At 59.9% G+C, this 20,742-nt stretch carries 13 protein-coding genes and 1 pseudogene; 5 read left to right on the top strand and 9 right to left on the bottom strand.

The genetic code is table 11. The features are described 5' to 3' along the window. Positions 1–430: 430 nt before the first annotated feature. Both gltB and B2696_RS05710 read left to right on the top strand, forming a co-directional pair. Positions 431–5,011 (top strand): glutamate synthase large subunit, encoded by a 4,581-nt coding sequence (gene gltB / locus B2696_RS05715; protein WP_286954376.1) that lies wholly within the window; start codon positions 431–433, stop codon positions 5,009–5,011. Next, positions 5,011–6,552, top strand: a complete 1,542-nt coding sequence (locus B2696_RS05710; protein ID WP_286954374.1) for a glutamate synthase subunit beta — start codon at positions 5,011–5,013, stop codon at positions 6,550–6,552. The genes gltB and B2696_RS05710 overlap by 1 nt, the downstream gene beginning before the upstream one ends. Here the strand turns inward: B2696_RS05710 and B2696_RS05705 are convergent. From B2696_RS05705 to thrC, 4 genes are read right to left on the bottom strand one after another with little or no spacing between them, the layout of a single operon-like run. After that, positions 6,549–7,085: an NUDIX hydrolase gene (locus B2696_RS05705; RefSeq protein ID WP_286954372.1), complete on the bottom strand. Its 537-nt coding sequence runs from the start codon at positions 7,083–7,085 to the stop codon at positions 6,549–6,551. The genes B2696_RS05710 and B2696_RS05705 overlap by 4 nt on opposite strands. 26 nt (positions 7,086–7,111) lie before the next feature. Further along, complete coding sequence (locus B2696_RS05700) at positions 7,112–8,146, bottom strand: trypsin-like serine protease (RefSeq protein ID WP_286954370.1); 1,035 nt, start codon at positions 8,144–8,146, stop codon at positions 7,112–7,114. Beyond that, entirely contained in the window at positions 8,109–8,270 is a 162-nt protein-coding gene (locus tag B2696_RS05695) for a hypothetical protein (protein ID WP_286954368.1), read from the bottom strand. The genes B2696_RS05700 and B2696_RS05695 overlap by 38 nt, the downstream gene beginning before the upstream one ends. Beyond that, complete coding sequence (thrC, locus tag B2696_RS05690) at positions 8,271–9,713, bottom strand: threonine synthase (RefSeq protein WP_286954366.1); 1,443 nt, start codon at positions 9,711–9,713, stop codon at positions 8,271–8,273. Positions 9,714–9,751: 38 nt separating this feature from the next. Here thrC and B2696_RS11560 point away from each other — a divergent pair. Next, positions 9,752–11,053: pseudogene (locus tag B2696_RS11560) on the top strand (MFS transporter). Between the two features lie 15 nt (positions 11,054–11,068). Here the strand turns inward: B2696_RS11560 and B2696_RS05680 are convergent. The 5 genes from B2696_RS05680 to B2696_RS05660 all read right to left on the bottom strand — a co-directional run bounded on the left by B2696_RS05680 (position 11,069) and on the right by B2696_RS05660 (position 17,148). Further along, positions 11,069–11,788 (bottom strand): AAA family ATPase, encoded by a 720-nt coding sequence (locus B2696_RS05680; protein ID WP_286954364.1) that lies wholly within the window; start codon positions 11,786–11,788, stop codon positions 11,069–11,071. A 10-nt stretch (positions 11,789–11,798) separates the two neighbouring features. After that, on the bottom strand, positions 11,799–12,227 hold the full coding sequence (locus B2696_RS05675; protein ID WP_075730175.1) for a hypothetical protein: 429 nt from the start codon (positions 12,225–12,227) through the stop codon (positions 11,799–11,801). An 11-nt stretch (positions 12,228–12,238) separates the two neighbouring features. Continuing rightward, on the bottom strand, positions 12,239–12,571 hold the full coding sequence (locus tag B2696_RS05670; protein WP_286954362.1) for a hypothetical protein: 333 nt from the start codon (positions 12,569–12,571) through the stop codon (positions 12,239–12,241). A gap of 174 nt (positions 12,572–12,745) precedes the next feature. After that, positions 12,746–15,802 carry a bifunctional [glutamine synthetase] adenylyltransferase/[glutamine synthetase]-adenylyl-L-tyrosine phosphorylase gene (locus B2696_RS05665; RefSeq protein WP_286954360.1) on the bottom strand — a complete coding sequence of 1,019 codons (3,057 nt, stop codon included), beginning with the start codon at positions 15,800–15,802 and terminating at the stop codon, positions 12,746–12,748. Positions 15,803–15,810: 8 nt separating this feature from the next. Then, on the bottom strand, positions 15,811–17,148 hold the full coding sequence (locus tag B2696_RS05660; RefSeq protein ID WP_075730178.1) for a glutamine synthetase family protein: 1,338 nt from the start codon (positions 17,146–17,148) through the stop codon (positions 15,811–15,813). 437 nt (positions 17,149–17,585) lie between these two features. On the opposite strand from B2696_RS05660, the gene B2696_RS05655 reads away from it, so the two are divergent. Beyond that, positions 17,586–18,452 (top strand): DUF2786 domain-containing protein, encoded by an 867-nt coding sequence (locus B2696_RS05655; RefSeq protein WP_286954359.1) that lies wholly within the window; start codon positions 17,586–17,588, stop codon positions 18,450–18,452. A gap of 138 nt (positions 18,453–18,590) precedes the next feature. After that, positions 18,591–20,354 carry a CYTH and CHAD domain-containing protein gene (locus tag B2696_RS05650; RefSeq protein WP_286954358.1) on the top strand — a complete coding sequence of 588 codons (1,764 nt, stop codon included), beginning with the start codon at positions 18,591–18,593 and terminating at the stop codon, positions 20,352–20,354. Positions 20,355–20,742: the final 388 nt, after the last annotated feature.

Genomic DNA, 20,742 nt, shown 5'->3' with positions numbered 1-20,742 from the left:
GGCCTCCGGCGGTAATGAGCGGTCAAGGCCTAGTGATTGGTACAAGGTGTAGGACATGGTGAAATGCTCCTTTTTGAGAAAGAATCATGGAAGAGAGAAGTGAGAGTTACGCTTGCGCGTTTCTCTGTTAAAGAGCACGCTACGCAGCTTTTTGCCTGCCTCGAAGATTGTGGGGAACGCTCCCCTGCCCGCATACTCGAGCACGGTGCAACGTGGGTACAGGCGGGCGTCGCGGAGCTCCCATGCGGGTGGTCTATGCGGGATAGATAAATAAAAAATTGGCTTTTCTATAGCGGGATAGGCTAATCTTTCTATCGTGCAATAGATAACGGTGGACCGGTTTCCACCCTCGCAACCGCTTTCTACTCCCCCTACCCCTGGGAGAAGCGGCGAGAGGAGGCCGAACTGCCATGGAGTAAACGAGGTAGATATGCCCAAGAAACAAGGCCTCTACAATCCCGCGCACGAGCATGACGCTTGTGGCGTGGCATTCATCGCCGATATGTATGGACGTTCGTCGCGCGACATCGTGGAGAAGGGAATCCAGGCGCTGGTCAACCTCGAGCACCGAGGTGCCGCGGGAGCGGAGACCAATACGGGTGACGGCGCCGGCATCCTCATTCAGATCCCTGATCGCTTCTGCCGTGCAGCCGCCGCGCAGGAGGGATTTGATCTTCCGGCAGCAGGAAGCTACGCCACCGGCATCGCCTTCCTGCCCAAGAAGCGCATGTCCATGTTGGACGCAAAGCGCGAGATCGAAGCGATCGCCGCCGAGGAAGGCGCCACCGTCTTAGGCTGGCGCGAAGTTCCGGTCAACCCAGCCGAGCTGGGTGAAATGGCCAAGGAGGCCATGCCCCACTTCGAGCAGATCTTCCTGAGCGCCGACGGCAAGAAGGGCATTGACTTAGACCGAGTCATGTTCTTCGTGCGCAAGCGCTGCGAACGCGAGCTCGGCACCAAGAACGGCGAAGAGACCATCTATTTCCCGTCCTTGTCCTCGCGCACCATTGTCTACAAGGGCATGCTCACTACCCCGCAGCTGGCGAGCTTCTACCGCGACCTGCGCAATCCCTTGATGGAATCTGCCATCGCTCTCGTACACTCGCGCTTTTCCACCAATACTTTCCCCTCGTGGCCGCTTGCCCACCCCTACCGCATGGTCGCGCACAACGGCGAGATCAATACCGTCAAGGGCAACGAGAACTGGATGCGCGCCCGCGAGTCCCTCATCCAGTCGGCGCAGCTAGGCCCGCTCGACCGCGTGCTTCCCATCTGCGCGCCCTCCGGTTCCGACACCGCGCTTTTCGACGAAGCACTTGAGCTCCTGCACCTCGGCGGGCGTAGCCTGCCCCACGCGGTAATGATGATGGTGCCCCAAGCCTGGGAGCACGCCGATGCGCTCGACCCCCAGCTGCGGGACTTCTACGAGTATCATTCCTGCCTCATGGAGCCCTGGGATGGGCCTGCGGCAATCGCCTTCACGGATGGAACCGTCGTGGGCGCTGTTCTCGACCGCAACGGACTGCGCCCAGGACGTATCTGGATCACGGATGAAGGCCTCGTCGTGATGGCTTCTGAAGCTGGAGTGCTCGACATCGACCCAGCGCGCGTCGTCAAGCGCACCCGCGTCCAACCTGGCCGCATGTTCTTGGTGGACACCGCACAGGGCCGCATTATCGACGACGAGGAAATCAAGCACGCCTTGGCCACCGCAGAGCCTTATGGCGAGTGGATCCGTGAGAACTTCGTGCACATTGATGACCTGCCGCAAACCCAGTACAACTACATGCCCCACAACCGGGCGGTGCTGCGCCAGCGCGTCTTCGGAATCACCGAAGAAGATGTGGACCTTATCATCCGGCCGATGGCGCTCAATGCCTCCGAGGCCATCGGCTCCATGGGCTCTGATACTCCCATAGCCACCTTGTCCAACCGCCCGCGCATGCTCTTCGACTTCTTTGCGCAGCGCTTTGCGCAGGTAACGAACCCGCCGCTCGATAGCATCCGGGAGAAGAACATCACCTCGATGTTCACCCTGCTAGGTGCGCAGTCCGATGTCTTGAACCCCGATGCCACGGCCGCCCGCCGCATCCACCTCGACGGCCCCATCATCGACAACCAGGCCTTTACCACCCTGGTCCACGCCAATGACGAGGGCAATGCCGAGAACTTTGGCGCCGCCGTCATCTCCGGGCTCTACCCCGTGGCGCACCACGGCCGCGGGCTGCGCGAGGCTATTGCTCGCGTGCGACGCGAAGCCTCCGCCGCCATCGCCGAGGGCAAAACCCTCCTCGTGCTCTCTGACCGCGAATCCGACGAGCGCTTCGCCCCAATCCCTTCCCTTCTGCTTACTTCTGCCATCCACCAACACCTCGTGGCCGAGCGCACCCGCACGCGTGCCTCCTTGGTCATCGAAACTGGTGACGCTCGCGAGGTACATCATCTGGCGATGCTCATCAGCTTCGGTGCCGATGCCATCAACCCCTACATGGCCTTCGAGACCATCGATGAGCTGCGGCTTAAAGGCCAGCTCGGCGAGTTCACCCTCGACGAGGCGTGCGCCAACTACATCAAGGCCGCCACGACCGGCGTGCTCAAGGTGATGTCCAAGATGGGTATCGCCGCCGTGTCCTCCTACCGCGGCGCCCAGCTTGCGGATGTCACGGGTCTGCGCCAAGAGCTCCTCGACGAGTACTTCGGCGGAATCAACTCCCCTATTTCCGGCATCGGCTTGGACGATATCGCAGCCGACGTCGAGGCCCGCCACCGCGGCGCCTTCCTGCCCCGCCCCGAGGAGCACGCGCACCGCGAGCTGGAGCTGGGCGGCGAGTATAAGTGGCGCCGCGAGGGCGAGTTCCATCTGTTCAACCCGGAGACCATTTTCAAGCTGCAGCACGCCACCCGTACCGGCCAGTACCAGATCTTCAAGGACTACACTCGCGCGGTCAACGACCAATCCCAGCGCTTGGCTACCATCCGCGGGCTCTTCGAGTTCGCACCGGATCGCCCGGCCATCTCCGTCGATGAGGTCGAGCCCGTCGCTGATATTGTCACCCGCTTTAGCACCGGTGCGATGTCCTACGGCTCCATCTCCTCCGAGGCGCATGAGACTCTGGCCATCGCCATGAACCGCCTGCACGGCATGTCCAACTCCGGCGAGGGTGGCGAGGACCCCAAGCGCTTCGACATCGAGGCCAATGGCGATTGGCGCCGCTCTGCCATCAAGCAGGTGGCCTCTGGCCGTTTCGGTGTCACGAGCCACTACCTCAACAACTGCACCGACATCCAGATCAAGATGGCGCAGGGCGCCAAGCCCGGAGAAGGTGGTCAGCTGCCGCCGAACAAGGTCTATCCGTGGATCGCCGAGGTCCGCATCACGACCCCAGGCGTCGGCCTCATCTCCCCGCCGCCGCACCACGACATCTACTCCATCGAGGATCTGGCCCAGCTCATCCACGACCTCAAGTGCGCTAATCCTGACGCTCGCATCCACGTCAAACTCGTGGCAGAGCAGGGCATCGGCGCCGTCGCCGCGGGTGTTTCCAAGGCCCACGCCGATGTCGTCCTCGTCTCCGGCCATGACGGTGGCACCGGCGCTTCCCCGCTGACCTCGCTCAAGCATGCCGGCGGCCCCTGGGAGCTTGGCCTAGCGGAGACTCAGCAAACGCTGCTGCTCAATGGTCTGCGCGATCGCATCCGCGTGCAGTGCGACGGACAGCTCAAGACGGGCCGCGACGTCATCATCGCCGCTCTGCTGGGCGCCGAGGAATTCGGTTTTGCCACCGCCCCCCTCGTCGTCGAGGGCTGCATCATGATGCGCGTGTGCCACCTCGATACCTGTCCGGTCGGTGTTGCGACCCAGAATCCGGAGTTGCGCAAGAAGTTCACGGGTCGCGCCGAACACGTGGTCAACTTCTTCACCTTTATTGCCCAAGAGGTGCGCGAGTACCTCGCCCAGCTGGGCTTCCGCTCCATCGACGAGGCGGTGGGTCAGGCCCAGGTCCTGAACCAGCGCACGGAGGCTCCGAGCGAGCGCACCGCCGCCTTGGACTTGAGCCCGATCTTCGAGCGCGTTGAATCCCCGCACTTCCGCAACCAGAACCTGCGGTGCACGCGCACCCAGGATCACTCCCTGGAGAACGCACTCGACAACCTGCTCATCTCCGAGTCCCAGCTGACAATCGACGCCGCCGCTGCGAAGTCCTCAGCCAACGCGCCCAGCTGGATGAGTGCCTCGGAGAACCCTTCCGTGCACCTGCACCATCCCATTTCCAACCGCGATCGCTCTGTGGGCACGATGCTGGGCTCCCGGATTACCCGCGCTTCCGGTGCCAAGGGCCTGCCCGAGGACACCATCACCATCAGTTTCACCGGCTCGGCCGGAAACTCCTTCGGTGCCTTCATCCCCTCCGGGCTCACCTTGGACCTGGTTGGTGACGCCAACGACTTCGTAGGCAAGGGCTTATCGGGCGGGCGCATCGTTGTCCGGCCTTCCCCTGCTACTCCGCGGCAGCTGCCCACTAACCCGAATATCATCGCGGGAAACGTCACCGCTTATGGCGCAACCTCGGGCGAGCTATTCATCCGCGGCACCGTAGGCGAGCGCTTCTGCGTGCGAAATTCGGGTGCCACCGCAGTGGTGGAAGGCACCGGAAACCACGGATGCGAGTACATGACGGGCGGAAAGGTCGTCATCTTGGGCGAGGTGGGAGATAACTTCGGCGCCGGAATGTCCGGCGGAACCGCCTACCTCCTCAACAGCCCCGATGTGCAGTCGCGCTTGAGCAAGGACGTGGCCGACGGAATCGAGGAATTGGGCGAGGAGGACATCGAGTTCCTCTCCGCCATCATCGCCGAGCACATTGCCCGCACCAGCTCCACAACCACCGCGCGCCCGCAGGACATGGTGAAGATCGTTCCCGCCCCTTACCGCCGCGTACTCAACGTCATCGACGTCGCTTCCCAAGAGGGTCGCGACATCAACGAAGCAATCATGGAGGCAGTGAAATAATGGCCGATCCACATGGATTCCAAAAGTATGACCGCCGCGAACCCGCACACCGCCCCGTGCCGCTGCGCCTGCTCGACTTCCGCGAAGTCTATGAGAAGGCCCCCGACGGCCAGATCGAACAGCAGGCCACTCGTTGCATGGACTGCGGCGTCCCTTTCTGCCACGAGGGCTGTCCTTTGGGCAACATTATTCCCGAGTGGAACGATCTCGTGCGTCAAGACCGCTGGCGTGAGGCCTACGACCGGCTCCACGCGACCAATAACTTCCCGGAGTTCACTGGCCGCCTGTGCCCAGCCCCCTGCGAGGGAGCCTGCGTGCTCGGCATCAATGACGATGCCGTGACAATCAAAAACGTCGAGCTGGCCATCGTCGAAAGGGCCTTTGACGAGAACTGGGTCCAGCCCATACGGCCCTCGCTCGTGACCGGCATGGCAGTCGCCGTCGTCGGCTCTGGGCCCGCAGGTCTGGCCGCAGCCCAGCAGCTGACTCGCGCAGGTCACAAGGTCACTGTCTTTGAGCGTGATGATCGTCTCGGCGGGCTCATGCGCTATGGCGTGCCCGAATACAAGATGAATAACCGCTGGATCGATCGCCGCATCACCCAAATGGAAGAAGAGGGCACCGAGTTCCGCACGGGAGTCTCCCCCACAGCCGCGGACCTCTCCGCCTTCGATGCAGTAGTCCTCGCCACGGGCACCCCGGTGCCCCGCGATCTTCCCGTCGACGGCCGTGAGCTCTCTGGAATCTTCCCGGCCATGGAGTACTTGACCTGGCAGAACCGCGTCAATGAGGGCGACTACGAAGAGTCCGCTATCTCAGCACAGGGAAAGAAAGTTGTTATCATCGGCGGCGGCGATACCGGCACCGACTGCTTCGGCACCGCACTGCGCCAAGGTGCGGCCTCGGTTACTCAATTCGACATCCGCCCGCGCGCGCCCCGCAACCGGGCTGCCTCCACGCCGTGGCCAATGTATCCGCTCCTCTACCGCACAGCTACCGCTCACGAGGAAGGCGAGTACACCATCTCCGGCGACGAATCCGCCGAGGAAATCGCCGCCCTGGGTCTTGCCACCCGCGTGCCGGGGAACACTCTTGGCAACCGTATCTACTCCGTCAACACCGTCTCCTTCCACGGCTCAGAAGGCCGAGTAACCTCGCTGCGCGGCAACGAGGTGGAGGTCGTCGACGGGCGCCGCCAGCCCATGGAGGATACGGACTTCGAATTGGATGCCGACCTCGTACTCATCGCCCTTGGCTTCCAAGGCGCGGAGCGTTCCGGGCTCATCCATGAACTCGGAGTCGCCTTCGACGAGCGCGGCCGCATGGTGCGCGACGAGGAATACCGCGCCCAGGTAAAGCCGCTTTTCCCCGGCTTCAAGCCCAAGGTCTATGTCGCGGGCGACAATGGGCGTGGCCAGTCCCTCATTGTTTGGGCCATCGCGGAAGGCCGCGCTGCCGCCGCGGCTGTCGACGCCGACCTCATGGGCGAGACCGCCCTGCCCGTCGCCGTCACCCCACGCACCAACCCGCTGCGAGTCTAAGCCCGCGAGCGTTTGTGGAATTCCACCCGCGGGCGAAAGCCTGCGGGGTGCTTCATCTGCGCCACGCCATCTGCGATCATCATGCGGTGGCGCGGATTGATCTCCTGCGGAAGCTGGGTCGCGGAGAACCAACGCAGCTCAGTGTTTTCCTCGTCGCTGATGCTGGCCTGCGCGTCATCTGCGACTGATAGGCGCAGTGCAGTTTCGATGAAGGAACACTGGTCTCCGTTGGGATAGGTGACGGGTTCTCCCGCCCCCACTCCCAGCAGCGCCTCGACTTGAGCGTCTAATCCCACCTCTTCTTTGACCTCACGCACTGCCGTTTCCCCGACATCTTCGCCGGGCTCGCAGATCCCGCAGACAGGCGTCCATGCACCGGTATCGGCTCGGCGCACTAGAAGCACTGAAGGAACCTCCCACAACGGCGCCCCAACGGGAACGTCCCGCACAATGACGGCGACGCAGCCGGGAAGAAAGAGTGGATCGTGGCCGATTTTCTCGCGCAAACGAATGATGAAATCCGGAGTTGGCATAGTCCGCATTCTAGCGCAGCGCGTGCCTAGCCCCGCGCCGGAGTGCCCAGCACTTGGCGAATGAGAGCGTCGATATCAGATGCCGGGGTAAAAGACATTTCGATGCTTTTCTCTGCCGCGATGCCCGTCTCACTCCCCGTGCTACACGTCTCCCCTGGCTCCAAATGCCGGCTCGTCCCTGAAACCAACCCCACGATGACGGGTCCTTGTGACAGTTGCGCATAGACCGGCCCGCCGGAATCACCCGCCGCAGCGCACACCGACGCGCTGGCAGCGTTTGACTCAAGAGAATCCTCGCCGGCCAGCAGCTTGGATGGCTGAGTGTCGTGACTGAACTGCCCGCATGTTTGCCCGGTGCTGCGCCCCAGCTTGCACACCTGGCTGGGAAGATGATCTAGGCTTTGTGCGATCTCTGTGCCCATCCATTCAGGAGTGTAATACTCGGCATCGCGATAGAGCTCGATGAATGCCACGTCCAAGTCATGCGTTGGTTGCGCATAGAGATCCGAGTAGATCACTTCACCGATGGGCTCGGCCGGGTAGCGAAACTCCCCCGATTGCACTCCCGCCCACACCTTCTCTCCCGGCTTCGCGCAATGCGATGCCGTGACGGCAATGCTGCGGCCATCCTCCAGCTGAAAAGACCATGCCGCGGTGCAGACCTGAAAGTTGAAAGAAGTCCCAGGAGTTGGCACCTGCCCCGAAATATCAATCGCCGTGCCAGGCGGCAAAGCCGCAAGCGCCGGTTTATAGGAGGTCATGCCCGGCGCGCGATCCGCGTCTTGTGCATTAGCGTCTGGATTATCACCCGGGCTATCACCTTGGCCATCAAACGCGCCTTCCGCTTGGTGGTCATGGATCCCTGCTCCAGGACCGCCCTGAGTTCCGCTCTCGGGAGCATCCCCCGTATCGGCGCCCTTGTCAGGCAAAAACTGCTCGGAAAACTCACTGATACCGCTGCACGCGCTCAAGAAACCGAGCAACGCGCACGCGGATACTGCAGCCAGTGCGCTCCGCGCGGTCTTAGCGCTTCTCACCAGGCCCGTCAGTCTCTTCGCCATTGTTGTCCTCGGTGGAAGTACTTTCCTCCGGGCATTGTTCGTTCCTTTTATTTAGCTCGCGAATGAACTTCTCCGGATCAAATTCGTTGAAGTACTCCGCTGCGGCGAACCTCTCCTGAGCCATCTAAACCTCCGTCTTCTCGATTGAATGGACGATGAAGTCCTTGACCTGGGCGGCGTCATTAGGCAAGTCGCTGACGTGGCGCGGCGCGGCGAGAATATCCGCAAAGCGCTCCGGCACTGCGGGCGCGTGTCCTGTGGCATCTTCAATAGTCTCGGAGAACTTCACCGGCAACGCCGTCTCCAGGCACACGATGGGGGTCTGCACCCCTGCCTCTTGCGCACGCTGTGCGGTCTTTACTCCATCGGCGGTATGCGGATCCAAAAGGTAGCCGTAGCGCTTTTCGATGTCGCGGATAGTTTCCAAGCGCTCAGCGTGAGTGGAGGAACCGGAGACGAAGCCGTATTCATCCCGCGCTCTTTCTACAAGATCGGCGTCGATGACGAATCCGCCTTGCTTGACCTTGGTTCCAAAGAGTTCGGAGGTCTCTGCAGCGTCGCGGCTCAAAAGATCGAAGACGAAGCGCTCAAAGTTGGAGGCGCGTGAAATATCCATCGAGGGAGAAGACGTAGCCAGCGTCTCGGAGGCGGGGCGGGGGCGGTAGCTACCGGTACGGAAGAACTCATCGAGCACATCGTTCTCGTTGGTTGCGACGATAAGGCGATCGATGGGCAGCCCCATCTGGCGCGCGATGTGTCCCGCGCAGATGTCACCGAAGTTGCCGGTGGGGACGGAGAAGGACACCTTCTCCTCATTATCCGCGGTCACCTTGAAGTAGCAGCTGATGTAGTAGACAACCTGCGCCATAAGCCGCGCCCAGTTGATGGAGTTAACCGCTCCGATGCGGTACTTGGCCTTGAACTCAGCGTCAGAAGAAACCGCCTTGACCACGTCCTGGCAGTCATCAAAGACACCATCGAGAGCGATGTTGAAGATATTCGGGTCCTCGAGGCCAAACATCTGTGCTTGCTGGAACGGCGTCATCCGGCCTGCAGGGGTAAGCATGAATACGCGAATACCCTTGCGTCCCCGCATGGCGTACTCGGCCGAAGATCCGGTGTCTCCCGACGTGGCACCGAGAATGTTGAGGGTCTGTCCCCGCCTTCCGAGCTCGTACTCGAAGAGTTCACCGAGGAGCTGCATGGCCATATCCTTGAAGGCTGCAGTAGGACCCTGGGAGAGGTGACCAATGTAGAGCCCATTACCTAGCTCACTGACCGGGACAATCTCCGGCGAGTCAAACTTGGGGTAGGTATAGGCGCGCGCGGCGATGGCCTCGAGGTCTTCGCCCGGAATATCGTCGACGAAGACTTTCAACACCTCCGCCGCGAGGGCCGCATACCCCTTCTCCGCGAGGAGGCTGCGCCAGTTATTCAAGGTGGCACTATCGAGTTGCGGATACGCCTCCGGGAGGAAAAGCCCACCGTCGGGGGCTAGGCCTCCCAGGAGAATATCGGTAAAGGCGGCTGGGGTCCGGTCGCTATCGCGCGTAGAAATGTACTTCACATCAAGCATCTTAGTAGGGCACGCGTAAAGTATCAGCCATGTCTGCGCCCAATCCTCGTGAGGTTGTCACCACCAAGGCCCTTTCAATATGGGTCGCGGCGGTGCTGGTCTATATCGTGGCGATAGCCGGACGCACCTCTTTTGGTGTGGCCGGGCTCGATGCCATAGACCGTTTTGGAGTCACGGCCTCCCAAATTGCCGTCTTTACCTCAGTGCAACTGGGGGTCTATGCCTTTGCCCAAATACCTACCGGTCTACTCATAGACAGGTTCGGTCCGCGCAAACTGCTCGTCGTCGGAGCAATAGTCATGGGCGTGGGTCAGGTCCTTTTGGGCTTTACCTCAAGCTATTGGGTGGCCATCGCAGCCCGTGTACTCATTGGCGCCGGCGATGCCACCGCATTCCTGTCAGTCATGCGCATCTTGCCTTATTGGTTCCCGCTGCATCGCACGCCCATGTTTACCCAGGTAACCGTATCTTTGGGACAGGTAGGACAATTCCTATCCGCAGTGCCTTTCCTGTGGCTGCTGGGATATAGCGGCTGGACGGTTGCCTTTGTGACCCTAGGTGCAGTCGGAATCCTCATCGGCGTCGCCGCCGCCGTTGCTGTGGCTGATTCCCCCGAAAAGCTCGGAATCCTCGAGCCACTGAGCGAACAGCCCGGGGAGAGTTCTGCCTCGGTGGGCAAACAGCTGGCCACTGTGTTCCGTTCCCCCGTGGCCTGGCAGGCATTCTTCATCCACTACATCGGAATGCTTACCCCCAACGTCTTCATCATGCTGTGAGGCATGCCCATGATGACTCAGGGCATGGGCATCACCCCCATACACGCAGGTTGGGTACTCACGGCCTACACCGTATTTATCGTCCTCATCGGCCCCCTGCACGGAAGCATCTCTGCACGCGCGCGTGGCACCCGGGATTGGACAGCTATAGTTTTTGCGCTCATCCACATTGTGGGTTGGTTTGTCTTCTTCGCCTTTGGCACAGGCCTAGCCTCGATGCTGATCCTGATCTTCGTCATGGCGGCGTGCACGCCCTCCTCCAACTATGGATTCGACATCGTCCGTGAGTTCCTAGACCGTGAGGTTGTCGCCACCGCCACGGGACTGGGCAACATGGGAGGATTCATTTCCGCTATGGTCGGCGCCCAGCTCTTCGGTATCCTCCTTGACCACCGCGGCAGCGCGCCCGACTATGGCTTCGGCGACTTCCGCGTGGCTTCGCTAGCGGTGCTGGCCATCTGGGCTATCGGCATCATGGGAGTCATCATCACCCACATTCTGCGTGCTCGCTCCGGCGGCACACGCCCGCCAGTCAAGGTCATTGAAGAAGACTAAAAACACTGAGCAAACTTAGCCGTGGAGAATGTAATCCACCGACCCGCGCGGATCTTCTAAGAACTCCCTCGTGGCAGCAACTGCTTCGGCGGAGTCAAAGTCGATTCTTTCGAATCCCAGCGAGTTAAGCTCCACGATGTCTGCACCTGGGTAGCCCAAGAGGATGGGCGAATGCGTGGCTATAATGAATTGCCGTCCGTGCTCTACGGCCTGATAGATCTCCGCTATAAGCGCCATCTGCCGCACCACGCTTAAGCCCGCCTCTGGCTCATCAAAAATGTAGATTCCCGTCCCAGAGACGTGCTCTTCTATAACGTCAAAGAGAGACTCACCGTGCGAGCGCGAATGGAGATCGATATTCGGGTCTAGCCGCGAGCGCCCGCCACGCTCCTCCTCGGTGCTTCCGGCTTCCAACAACTCGCTATGTGTCTCTGCCCGCAAGAAATAGCCACGCTGAAGGTTTTCTTTCACCGTGCAGCGCAGGTTTCGTGCCAGTGGCGAGTCCCTGTTCACGCGCGCTGGGTCCGCTATCCTCCCACCGCGGGCGTCAAACTCCAGATTTAAGGCAATCGCTTCCAACAAAGTGGACTTGCCAATCCCATTGTCACCCACGAAGCAGGTCACGGGTTGGCGCAGCGCAAAGTGAGGGAGGTCGACAAGGTAGCTCACGCAGGGCAGGTCGAGCAAGAACTCCTCGGTGGGTGTTCCATCTAGGTAGAAGTTTTCAACCAGCATGAACTAGAGCCTATCGAGCAGGGCTGCTTTCTGCGACAAAACTGTCGACCGCTGAGGTAACCAGGCCAGCATCAAATGCTTGCATTACGCCGTGAGCCTCAAAGCTGGTGAGCAAGCCGTTTTCCACTGCCACGTTGAGTGTGCGCCGCAGCTCCTCGCGATTTTGTTCGCGCGAGCTTTGCTCCTTGAGGATTCCGCGCGGAACGGAGTCCAAGGGAATCCCCAACGAGGATGCCAAGGAGAGGACTTGGTCATCTTGAAGAGAAGAAGCGCTGCCTGACTGCTGTTCTTGACTAACGCCACCGGAAATGGCCTCGCTGACCGTGCGCGAGCCTACCGGTGTATCATTTCGCGTGCTGGCCCATACCCCGCAGCCTATGACGACGGCGATGGCAAGGACCACCACCGCCCATAGGTAGAGGATCTTATAGTTCTTCACACCGCATTATCCTAGCGGCCATTTCCATCCGGATCGAGAAAAGAGCCAAAGGAACCACGCGGGGGATCGAGGCGCTCGTTCAAGAGGTCGATCAGAGAGCGAATAGTCGTCTCTCCCACCGGACGATCTGAGCGTCCTTTGCGTCCAGTGTTAGCACGGGCGTCCTCCCACCCTTCTTGGCGGGCCGGATTGGTTTCTGGCTGCGTGACGTCAATTGTGAGCACCGAGCCTTCCACCGACAGTTTCGTTGAGGGTTGTACGCCGGCAGCACGGGCGGCTGCAAGCAGAGCCGAGAGCTCCGCCACGCTGGCAGAACTGAGGTCTAGCGACAAAGTGAGGGACATGATTCTCCTTAGGTTTCGATTCGCGGCACGCCACCACGCGTCGGGCCATCAACGCTTCCTCAATGTTTGAGAACGTGCCCGTAGGTAGGTGGCGTTGATAGCCCCAGACTAGACGCGTAGCCCAGGGCTCGGCACCCGGGAGGGCGAAGCTCCGGGAAAGATCAGGGATGTCACCTAGTCGTGCTCGAAGGACTCCGCTTCGCCCCAAAAGACCTCATCGACGACCTTGCGCGCGTGCCTGGTCAGCTTCAGATAAGACTCCAAGAACTCTTGATTTTCCTCCGGTGGCCAGCCGGCCGCTCCCGCCACCTGCGCCAACTGGGGGCCGGGTGTGGGCAGCTGATCGACGCGCTTGCCGCGCACAAGCACCAGCGCGTTGCGGGCGTCGGTAGCCATAAGCCAGGCCGCGCGCAGGTCTTGGACTTGGGACGGCGGAATAATCTCCTCTTTTTCCAGGACATCGAGCACCCGCAGCGTGGAGGGATCATGCAACTGCGGATACTCGTGGGCATGCATCATGGTCAGGAGCTGAACCGTCCACTCGATGTCTGTCAGAGCGCCTCGCCCCAGCTTCGTGTGAGTATTGCGATCCGCTCCTCGCGGCAAGCGCTCGTTGTCTACTCGCGCCTTCATCCGGCGAATATCCCTTATAACGGCCTCACTCACCCCGTCAGCGGGATAACGGAACTCATCAATCATAGCCAGGAAGCGCTCTCCTACCTCGTGGTCTCCAGCAACAAAGGCGGCGCGCAGCAAAGCCTGCATCTCCCAGGATTCGCCCCATTGCCGGTAATAGCGCTCGTAAGAGGCAATCGTGCGAACCACCGCACCAGATCGCCCCTCTGGGCGCAAGCCTAGGTCCACGTCGAGGGGCGGATCACCCGAAGGCTTAGATAGCCTGCGCCGCAGCTTATCCACAATCCCTATCGCCCACCTGATGGCATCTGACTCATCTTGTCCCGGCACGGGGTCGGCGACGACGATAACATCGGCATCCGAGCCAAACCCAAGTTCCATTCCTCCCAGGCGCCCCATGCCGATGACGGCGATGCGGGCGGGAGGCAGGCTCTCGCTCTCGTTACGCCAAGCGCGAACCTCGGCTCGCAACGCAGCCTCGAGCACCGCGTCCCAGATGGTGGACAACTCATGGCAGACCTGTTGCACGGACATCAACCCCAGCAGATCGGCTGCGGCAATGCGGGCCAGCTCGACGCGGCGCAGCGAACGAGCCACCGCCACCGCTTTATCGGGGTTAGCGTGGCGCTTGGTGGAATTGACCAGCGCCTGAGAAACCTGCTCGGGCTTTGTCTCCAACAACTTAGGGCCCGAAGCGCCGTCGGAAAGCTGCTTGACCACGTCTGGGGCGGCGATGATGAGGTCGGATGTAAAAGGAGAGGTCCCCAGAATCTTCATGAGGCGCTGGCCGACGATCCCTTCATCGCGCAGCATGCGCAGGAACCACGAGCTATCGTGCGCTGCCTCAGACAGCTTGCGATAGTTGAGCAGACCCATATCCGGGTCGGCGGTGCTCGAGAGCCAGTTCATCAAGGTCGGCAACAAGATGGCCTGGATGCGCGCCTTGCGCGAATTGCCGGCCGCCAGCGAATTCAGGTGCTCGAAAGCTCGCTCGGGATAGATATAGCCCAAGGCTGCCAATTGCAGCTTGGCTGCTTCCGGAGAGAGCTTGAGTTCGTCCGCAGACATCGATACCACCGAATTGAGCAGCGGGCGGTAGAACAACCGCGAGTGCAGCTCAGAGATCCGCAAACGGACCTTGCGCAGGTAATCATTCATCTTCTGCGCCGCAGACTTATTGCTCTGGGCGGAGAAGCCCGCAATAACGGCAAGCCATTTGAGCGCGGGCTGGTCATCATCCGGAGGAAGCGTATGGGTGCGCCGGAAGCGTTCTAGCTGAAGACGGTGCTCCAGAAGGCGCATAAACTCATAGGCGTCGATGAGCTGCATGCCGTCCTCGCGTCCAACATACCCGGCCTTAATGAGGGCCGAAAGAGCATCGACGGTGGAGAGCACGCGCAAAGACTCATCGGAGCGCCCGTGCACCAGCTGCAAAAGCTGAACGGCAAACTCCACGTCACGCAGGCCGCCCACGCCGAGTTTGATCTCACGCTGTTTGAGCTCATCTGGCACGTTCTCCAGTACCCGGCGCCGCATGGCTTGGATGTCTTCGACGAAAGATTCACGCTGCGAGGCCGTCCAGACCATCGGCCCAATCTCGCGGAGATAGTCCTGGCCCAGCGGTAGGTAGCCCGTCTGTGGGCGGGCCTTGAGCAGAGCCTGAAACTCCCAGGTTTCCGCCCACCGCTGGTAATAGGCCACGTGGGATTCCAGTGTGCGCACTAGGGCACCGGACTTCCCCTCCGGGCGGAGGTTGGCGTCTACTTCAAAGAAGCACTGCGAACCCACTCGGTTGAACTCGGAGGCCAGGCGGGTGACTTTCTGGGATGCCTCACTGCCGACGAAAATCACGTCGACGTCCGAAATATAGTTCAGCTCTCCCGCCCCACACTTGCCCATCGCAAGAACCGTTAGCTGCGCATCAAGCGGGGCGTCTTCATAAACACGGCGCACGGCGACGGCCAAGGCTGCTGTAAGAGCGGCGTCGGCAAGCGCGGTGGTGAGCTTCGTTACCTCGCTAAACTCAACCCGCGGCTGGGGCTTGTTCTGACCCTTGCGGGAGTAAAAAGTGCCGGCAAGATCGAAGGCGGCAATGCGCATCATCAACGTACGATAGGCAGCCTTGAGCTCGGGATGAAAGTCTCCCTCAGCAGCGCGATACGTGCCTGGCGTCGAAAGATCGTCCCGTGCGGTATCGGGTCGATCCAAAGTCTGCGCATAAGTAGCAGGCTGCGCGCCCACCACGGACAGTAACTCCTGCAGCATTTGCTTTGGAGTTGGCAGAGGCTTGGCCAATTCCTTCCACAGATGAGGATTGGCGGCGAGATGATCTCCGAAGGCTGTCGAACCACCGACGAGAGCAATGAGCCGCACACGCAATTCTTCGTTATCGCGAACGTGACTATCCAACTCCGGTGCCAATTCGTAGATGCGGATCAACGTGTTGAGGGCCAGGTCAGGGTTGCCCGCAGCAGCAAGAGTCCACAAAAGATCGACCGACTGCAGGTTATTCCAACCCAGTTCCGCTAGATCGGCCGCTGCGTTAGCACGGGTTAGCCCCAAAGTTGCCGGTGAAGGCACTGTGGCAGGACGCATGACTCTCCCTAGAAGTTGAGGTTGTTTTTGAGCTCAAAGGTGGTTATCTGCTTTTGGTATAGATGCCACTCTTCCCACTTGGAGCGCAGGAAATATTCAAAGACGTGCTCACCTAAGACTTCAGCCAGAAACTCCGACTTCTCAAAAAGCCGCAGCGCGTGATCAAGGCTAAGTGGCAAATCCTGATACCCCATGGCGCGGCGTTCACGGTGCGTGAGCTTGTGTACGTCATCTTCAGCCGGATCTCCCAGTTCATAGCCATCACGGATGCCTTTAAGCCCCGCCGCAAGGAGCACCGCGTAGCCCAGGTACGGGTTCATCGCGGAATCGATCGAGCGGATTTCCACCCGGCGCGACTCCGCCTTGCCTAGGCGATAGGTGGGAACACGCACCAACGCAGAACGATTAGAAACGCCCCACGTGGCCGCACCTGGCGCCTCGCTGCCAAACATGAGGCGCTTATAGGAATTGGTCCACTGATTTGTCACTGCCGTCATCTCGAGCGAGTGCCTCAAGATGCCGGCGATGAACTGCTTGGCAGTATCCGAGAGCGAAAACTCATCATCCGGATCGTGGAAGGCGTTGGATGTGCCCTCAAAAAGGCTCATGTGCGTGTGCATGCCGGAGCCAGGAAGATGTTCGAAAGGCTTGGGCATGAACGTCGCACGCACGCTTTGGGCCCGTGCTACTTCCTTGATGAGGTGCCGGAAGGTCATGATGTTATCTGCCATGGACAAGATGTCCGCGTGCCGCAAGTCTATTTCCTGCTGTCCCGGCGCGGTCTCGTGGTGACTAAACTCCGTGGCAATCCCCATTGACTCCAATGCCAACATGGCACGCCGCCTAAAGCTCGGTGCGTTGTCGTGCGTAGCCTGGTCGAAGTAACCGCCATTATCCGTCGGGCAAAGCTTGGTGATGTCTTGCGTGTTTTCCAGAAGGTAAAACTCTATTTCTGGCGAGACCATGCAGGTAAAACCATCATTAGCCGCCTCAGTGACCTGCCTGCGCAGGATGTGACGCGGGTCCACGAGGGCTGGCTGGCCATCTGGCTGCGCAATATCGCAAAACATGCGTGCGGATTGCAAGTCCGGTTCATCCTGATCGAAAGGAAGAATCTGGAAGGTAGAAGGATCCGGAAGCGCGATGGTGTCCGATTCCGAAATACGCGAGAAACCCTCAACCGAAGAACCGTCAAAGCCCACGCCTTCCTCGAAAGCCGATTCCAACTCCGAGGGACTCATGACGACGGATTTCAAGGCACCCAGAATATCTGTAAACCACAGGCGGATGAAGCGAATATCGCGTTCTTCGACGGTGCGGAGGACGAACTCATGTTGGCTATTCATGCTTTAGACCTTACCGTGCGTTGCTTAATGGAATGGACGGGTTTACTCGATAGGTTGCCGCAGGTGGAGCCGTTATGGCGGGGGTAGTGCGGAGGGGAGGAACCGGGCAGTCGCGTCGTTGGGTCATGCTTGAATCATTCCATAAACGAACACACGTACTAAGGAAAATGATGGACAACCGTTTAGATCCCCTCAGCAACCAAGCCTTTAATCTCATCCTCAAAGCTGCCCAAATGGGCTGGTCTCCCCTAGATCTCCTCCACATCTTGGGCAAAGAGGCACACGGGATCATTTACCGTGCAGCTATACGCGTTCCAGCGCGCATTAGTTCGAATCACTTAAGAAGAGACTGGCTTCACTTCGATCCTCCCGCGCGACTGCGAGCACGTAAGAAGTCTCTGGCCAAATGCGTCCGGCTTCTCTCCTGTCTCCCCGCAATGAAAGACACCGCAATCCTCGGAGATGCCTTCGCCACGGATGATAATTCTAGGTCTGGGATGGGCTCTAGGGCTAGGGTACAAGAGAAGATCCGCCGCCTGCTCGAGAAGGCGGAGTCAACTACTTTCGAACACGAGGCTGCGGCCTTAGTGGAACGCGCACAGTTGCTGCAACAGCGCCACCGCCTCCACGACCTTTCCATGGCGGATAGAATTTCCACTGCGGATGGCACGGGCGAGCACCCAGACCTTGTCCGCTCACTCCGTATCCACCTGCACCCTCCTTATATCAAGCATCAACTCGGGCTGCTAAGCGCCATTGCACAGGCTAATGGCTGCTCCTGTGTGCTTGTCCACCCTGCTGGAGTGGCCTGCATTCTAGGAGAGATGGCGGATGCAAGGTACACGAGCAGCCTTTTTGAATCCCTCAACCGGCAATGTGACTTCTTTATGCGCCAAGGCCCCAGTGCAGAGGAAGCCAGCACCAGAGGGCAATGTGCGTCCTATAGGCGTTCCTTCCGTTCCTCCTACGCCACGCGGATAGCGCAGCTGCTTACTGATGCGAATTCCCGTGGGGCGACAGTCACTCCAGACTCCGAAGAAGTCTTGCTCGACCGCTATGGCTTTGATGCACCCGGCGGCTTTGCGCAGACTCCAATCCTAGAGTTAGCGCCCTACTTGGTTCTCCTAGAACAGCGACAGCTACTCGCGGAAGCTGCCCGGGACCGTCTTTTTCCAGACTTGACTTCATTCTCTCTGCGCATTGGTGACTGGACTGGGGCTCGGGACGGTTTGCTCGCGGCGGATAACTCCCACTGGAGTGGCTGTGCCCCAAACTTGCAGGCGCGGCGCGAGCTCAGTGCTTAAAGCGCTCCGTGCCTAAAGCACTGAGTATCAGCCCCCTTTAAGCGGTCAGTCTTGGCTGCTCGGCGCTTATGGCTGTCATTGTGCGGGTAGTGTTTCACCTAAGCAATTGAAGTTATATAAACCATAAGGTGTTTGAGTATGTCTACGAAGACTTTTCTTGAGGTCGAAGCCAAGTTTGCTGTTGCCGAGTCCACCCCGCCACCCGAGCTCACGCGTCTCGAGGGAGTGGAGTCCATCGCCGAGACCCGCCATTTCGCCCTTTCAGCCATCTACTATGACACTGCGGATCTCCGCCTCACCCGTGCCAAGATCACGCTGCGCCGGCGCACGGGCGGCAACGATGACGGTTGGCATATAAAGCTCCCCGGCAAGCACGGCCGCACCGAGATACGCGCCGAGCTGGGGGAACCGATCGATGGCCGTTATGAGGTTCCGGCCGACCTTCTGCACGCCGTTCGCTCAATCATCCGCAAGAATCCCGTCGCGCCCATCGCACAAGTAGATAACAACCGCACCGAGCTCCTCTTGGCCGATTCACAGGGCAAGCCAGTCGCCGAGTTCTGTGATGATCACGTCACCAGCTTCTCTTTCCTCCCCGGCGGCCAACAGAATTCCTGGCGGGAGTGGGAGATCGAGCTAGCGGAGGGCATTGCTGCGACGGAGCACGGGGCTTCAGCACTGCGCAACGCCACGTCCCTGTTGATTGGAGCGGGCGCACGGGTTTCCTCTTCCCCGTCCAAGCTCGCTACCGCACTCGGAGACTCCATCAACAACGCGCCTCTTCCGCCTTCTTTGCTAACCCCAAACGTAGACCCGGATTCCCCAGCTGCTGCGGTGGTGGCCGCGTTGCGTGCTAATCGCGACAAACTCGTCGAATTCGATCCTCGTGTGCGCCGCAATGAATGGGATTCCGTGCATCAGATGCGGGTGGCCACCCGCGAGCTGCGCAGCCACCTGCAGACTTTCCACGGGATCGTGGTGGGTCCACAGGTGGAGCGCATCGAGTCGGAGCTTAAAACCCTAGCCGGGCTCTTGGGTGTGGCACGTGACGCCGAGGTGGTCGAAGATCGCTGGCAAGCCTTGCTTGCGTCGGAAGATTCGGACACTCTCGACGCACCTACGCGCGAGCACATCGCCCACGATATGGGGCGGGCTTACCGTCGGGCACACCGGCGAGTAATCACTGCACTAGATTCTGATCGCTACCTCGATCTCCTCGAGTCACTCGACTGCTTCTTGGCGGATCCTCCCGTTGCCGAGCATGACGGCACTGCAGAGGTTGAGCCCACTGAAGTAACCGAGAATATCGACGGTGTTGAGGCTGCTGAAGCAACTGGGTTTCCAGAGGATTCAGCGGAAGTGACAGTTCTTGAAGAACTACAATCTGCAGCGGAGCCCCCCGCACCCACTGAATCCGTGGAGGAAGTCCACGAGGATCCTGCCCACGACATCGAGGTTGTCTTAGCCCAGCACTTGGGCGCTGCTTATCAAAAACTGGTGAAGCGCCATAAGAAGGCAGTAAGCAATTGGGGTAATCCCGAGCTTTCACTGCACGAACGCGAAAGCTACTTCCACGACATGCGCAAAGCAGCGAAGAAGCTGCGTTATGCCGCAGAGGCAGCCGGTGCAGCAACCACATTGAAAACCAAGCGCCTCTACAAGTCCTGCAAGAAGATGCAATCGGTCTTAGGGGATTTCCAAGACTCTGTGACCTCGCGCGATAAGCTGCTTGAACTGGCGGCCGCTGCACGCCGGCGAGGCGAGGACACCTTTGGCTACGGGCTTCTCTACCAGCGAGAACGCGCAGTGGGCCTGGGCTCCCTACAGGAGTATGAGAAGTCCTACAAGGACATCAAGGACGCCTTCAAGCCTTTGGAGAAGAAACTGCGCAAGGCCAAGTAAAACCAGCCTTATGCCGGGCTCCAAATGGAGCCCGGCATGTTGCGATCGGGGTAAAGGTTTCACTGACTCTTCCGGTTTTAGAGTGCGTGGTGGGAGTGGCAGACAAGAAGTAAGTCCCCTTGTCGGTGATGGTTGAGGTATCGAATCTAGTCGTAACCGACAAGGGGACGGTGTTCATGGATTCTGCTGGGGATGTCACCCTTATCGAAGCTGACGCCTAAACCTCCATTGATCGGTGTCCTGACTGCGATAATGTCGGTATTTCCCGGGATCATCTCCACCGCACAGTCACAGTCCTGCCCATTGTTGGTGCTTGCCCGCTGGGGTTTGTTTTGGGGTGCCGGAAGTCGCCGTTAGGCGGTGTTGTCCTAACGGCTGGTGTGCGGGG

The sequence above is a fragment of the Corynebacterium sp. UBA4397 genome (genome assembly GCF_002390965.1).
GTDB lineage: Bacteria > Actinomycetota > Actinomycetes > Mycobacteriales > Mycobacteriaceae > Corynebacterium > Corynebacterium flavescens.
This window is presented reverse-complemented; position numbering and strand designations above follow the sequence as displayed.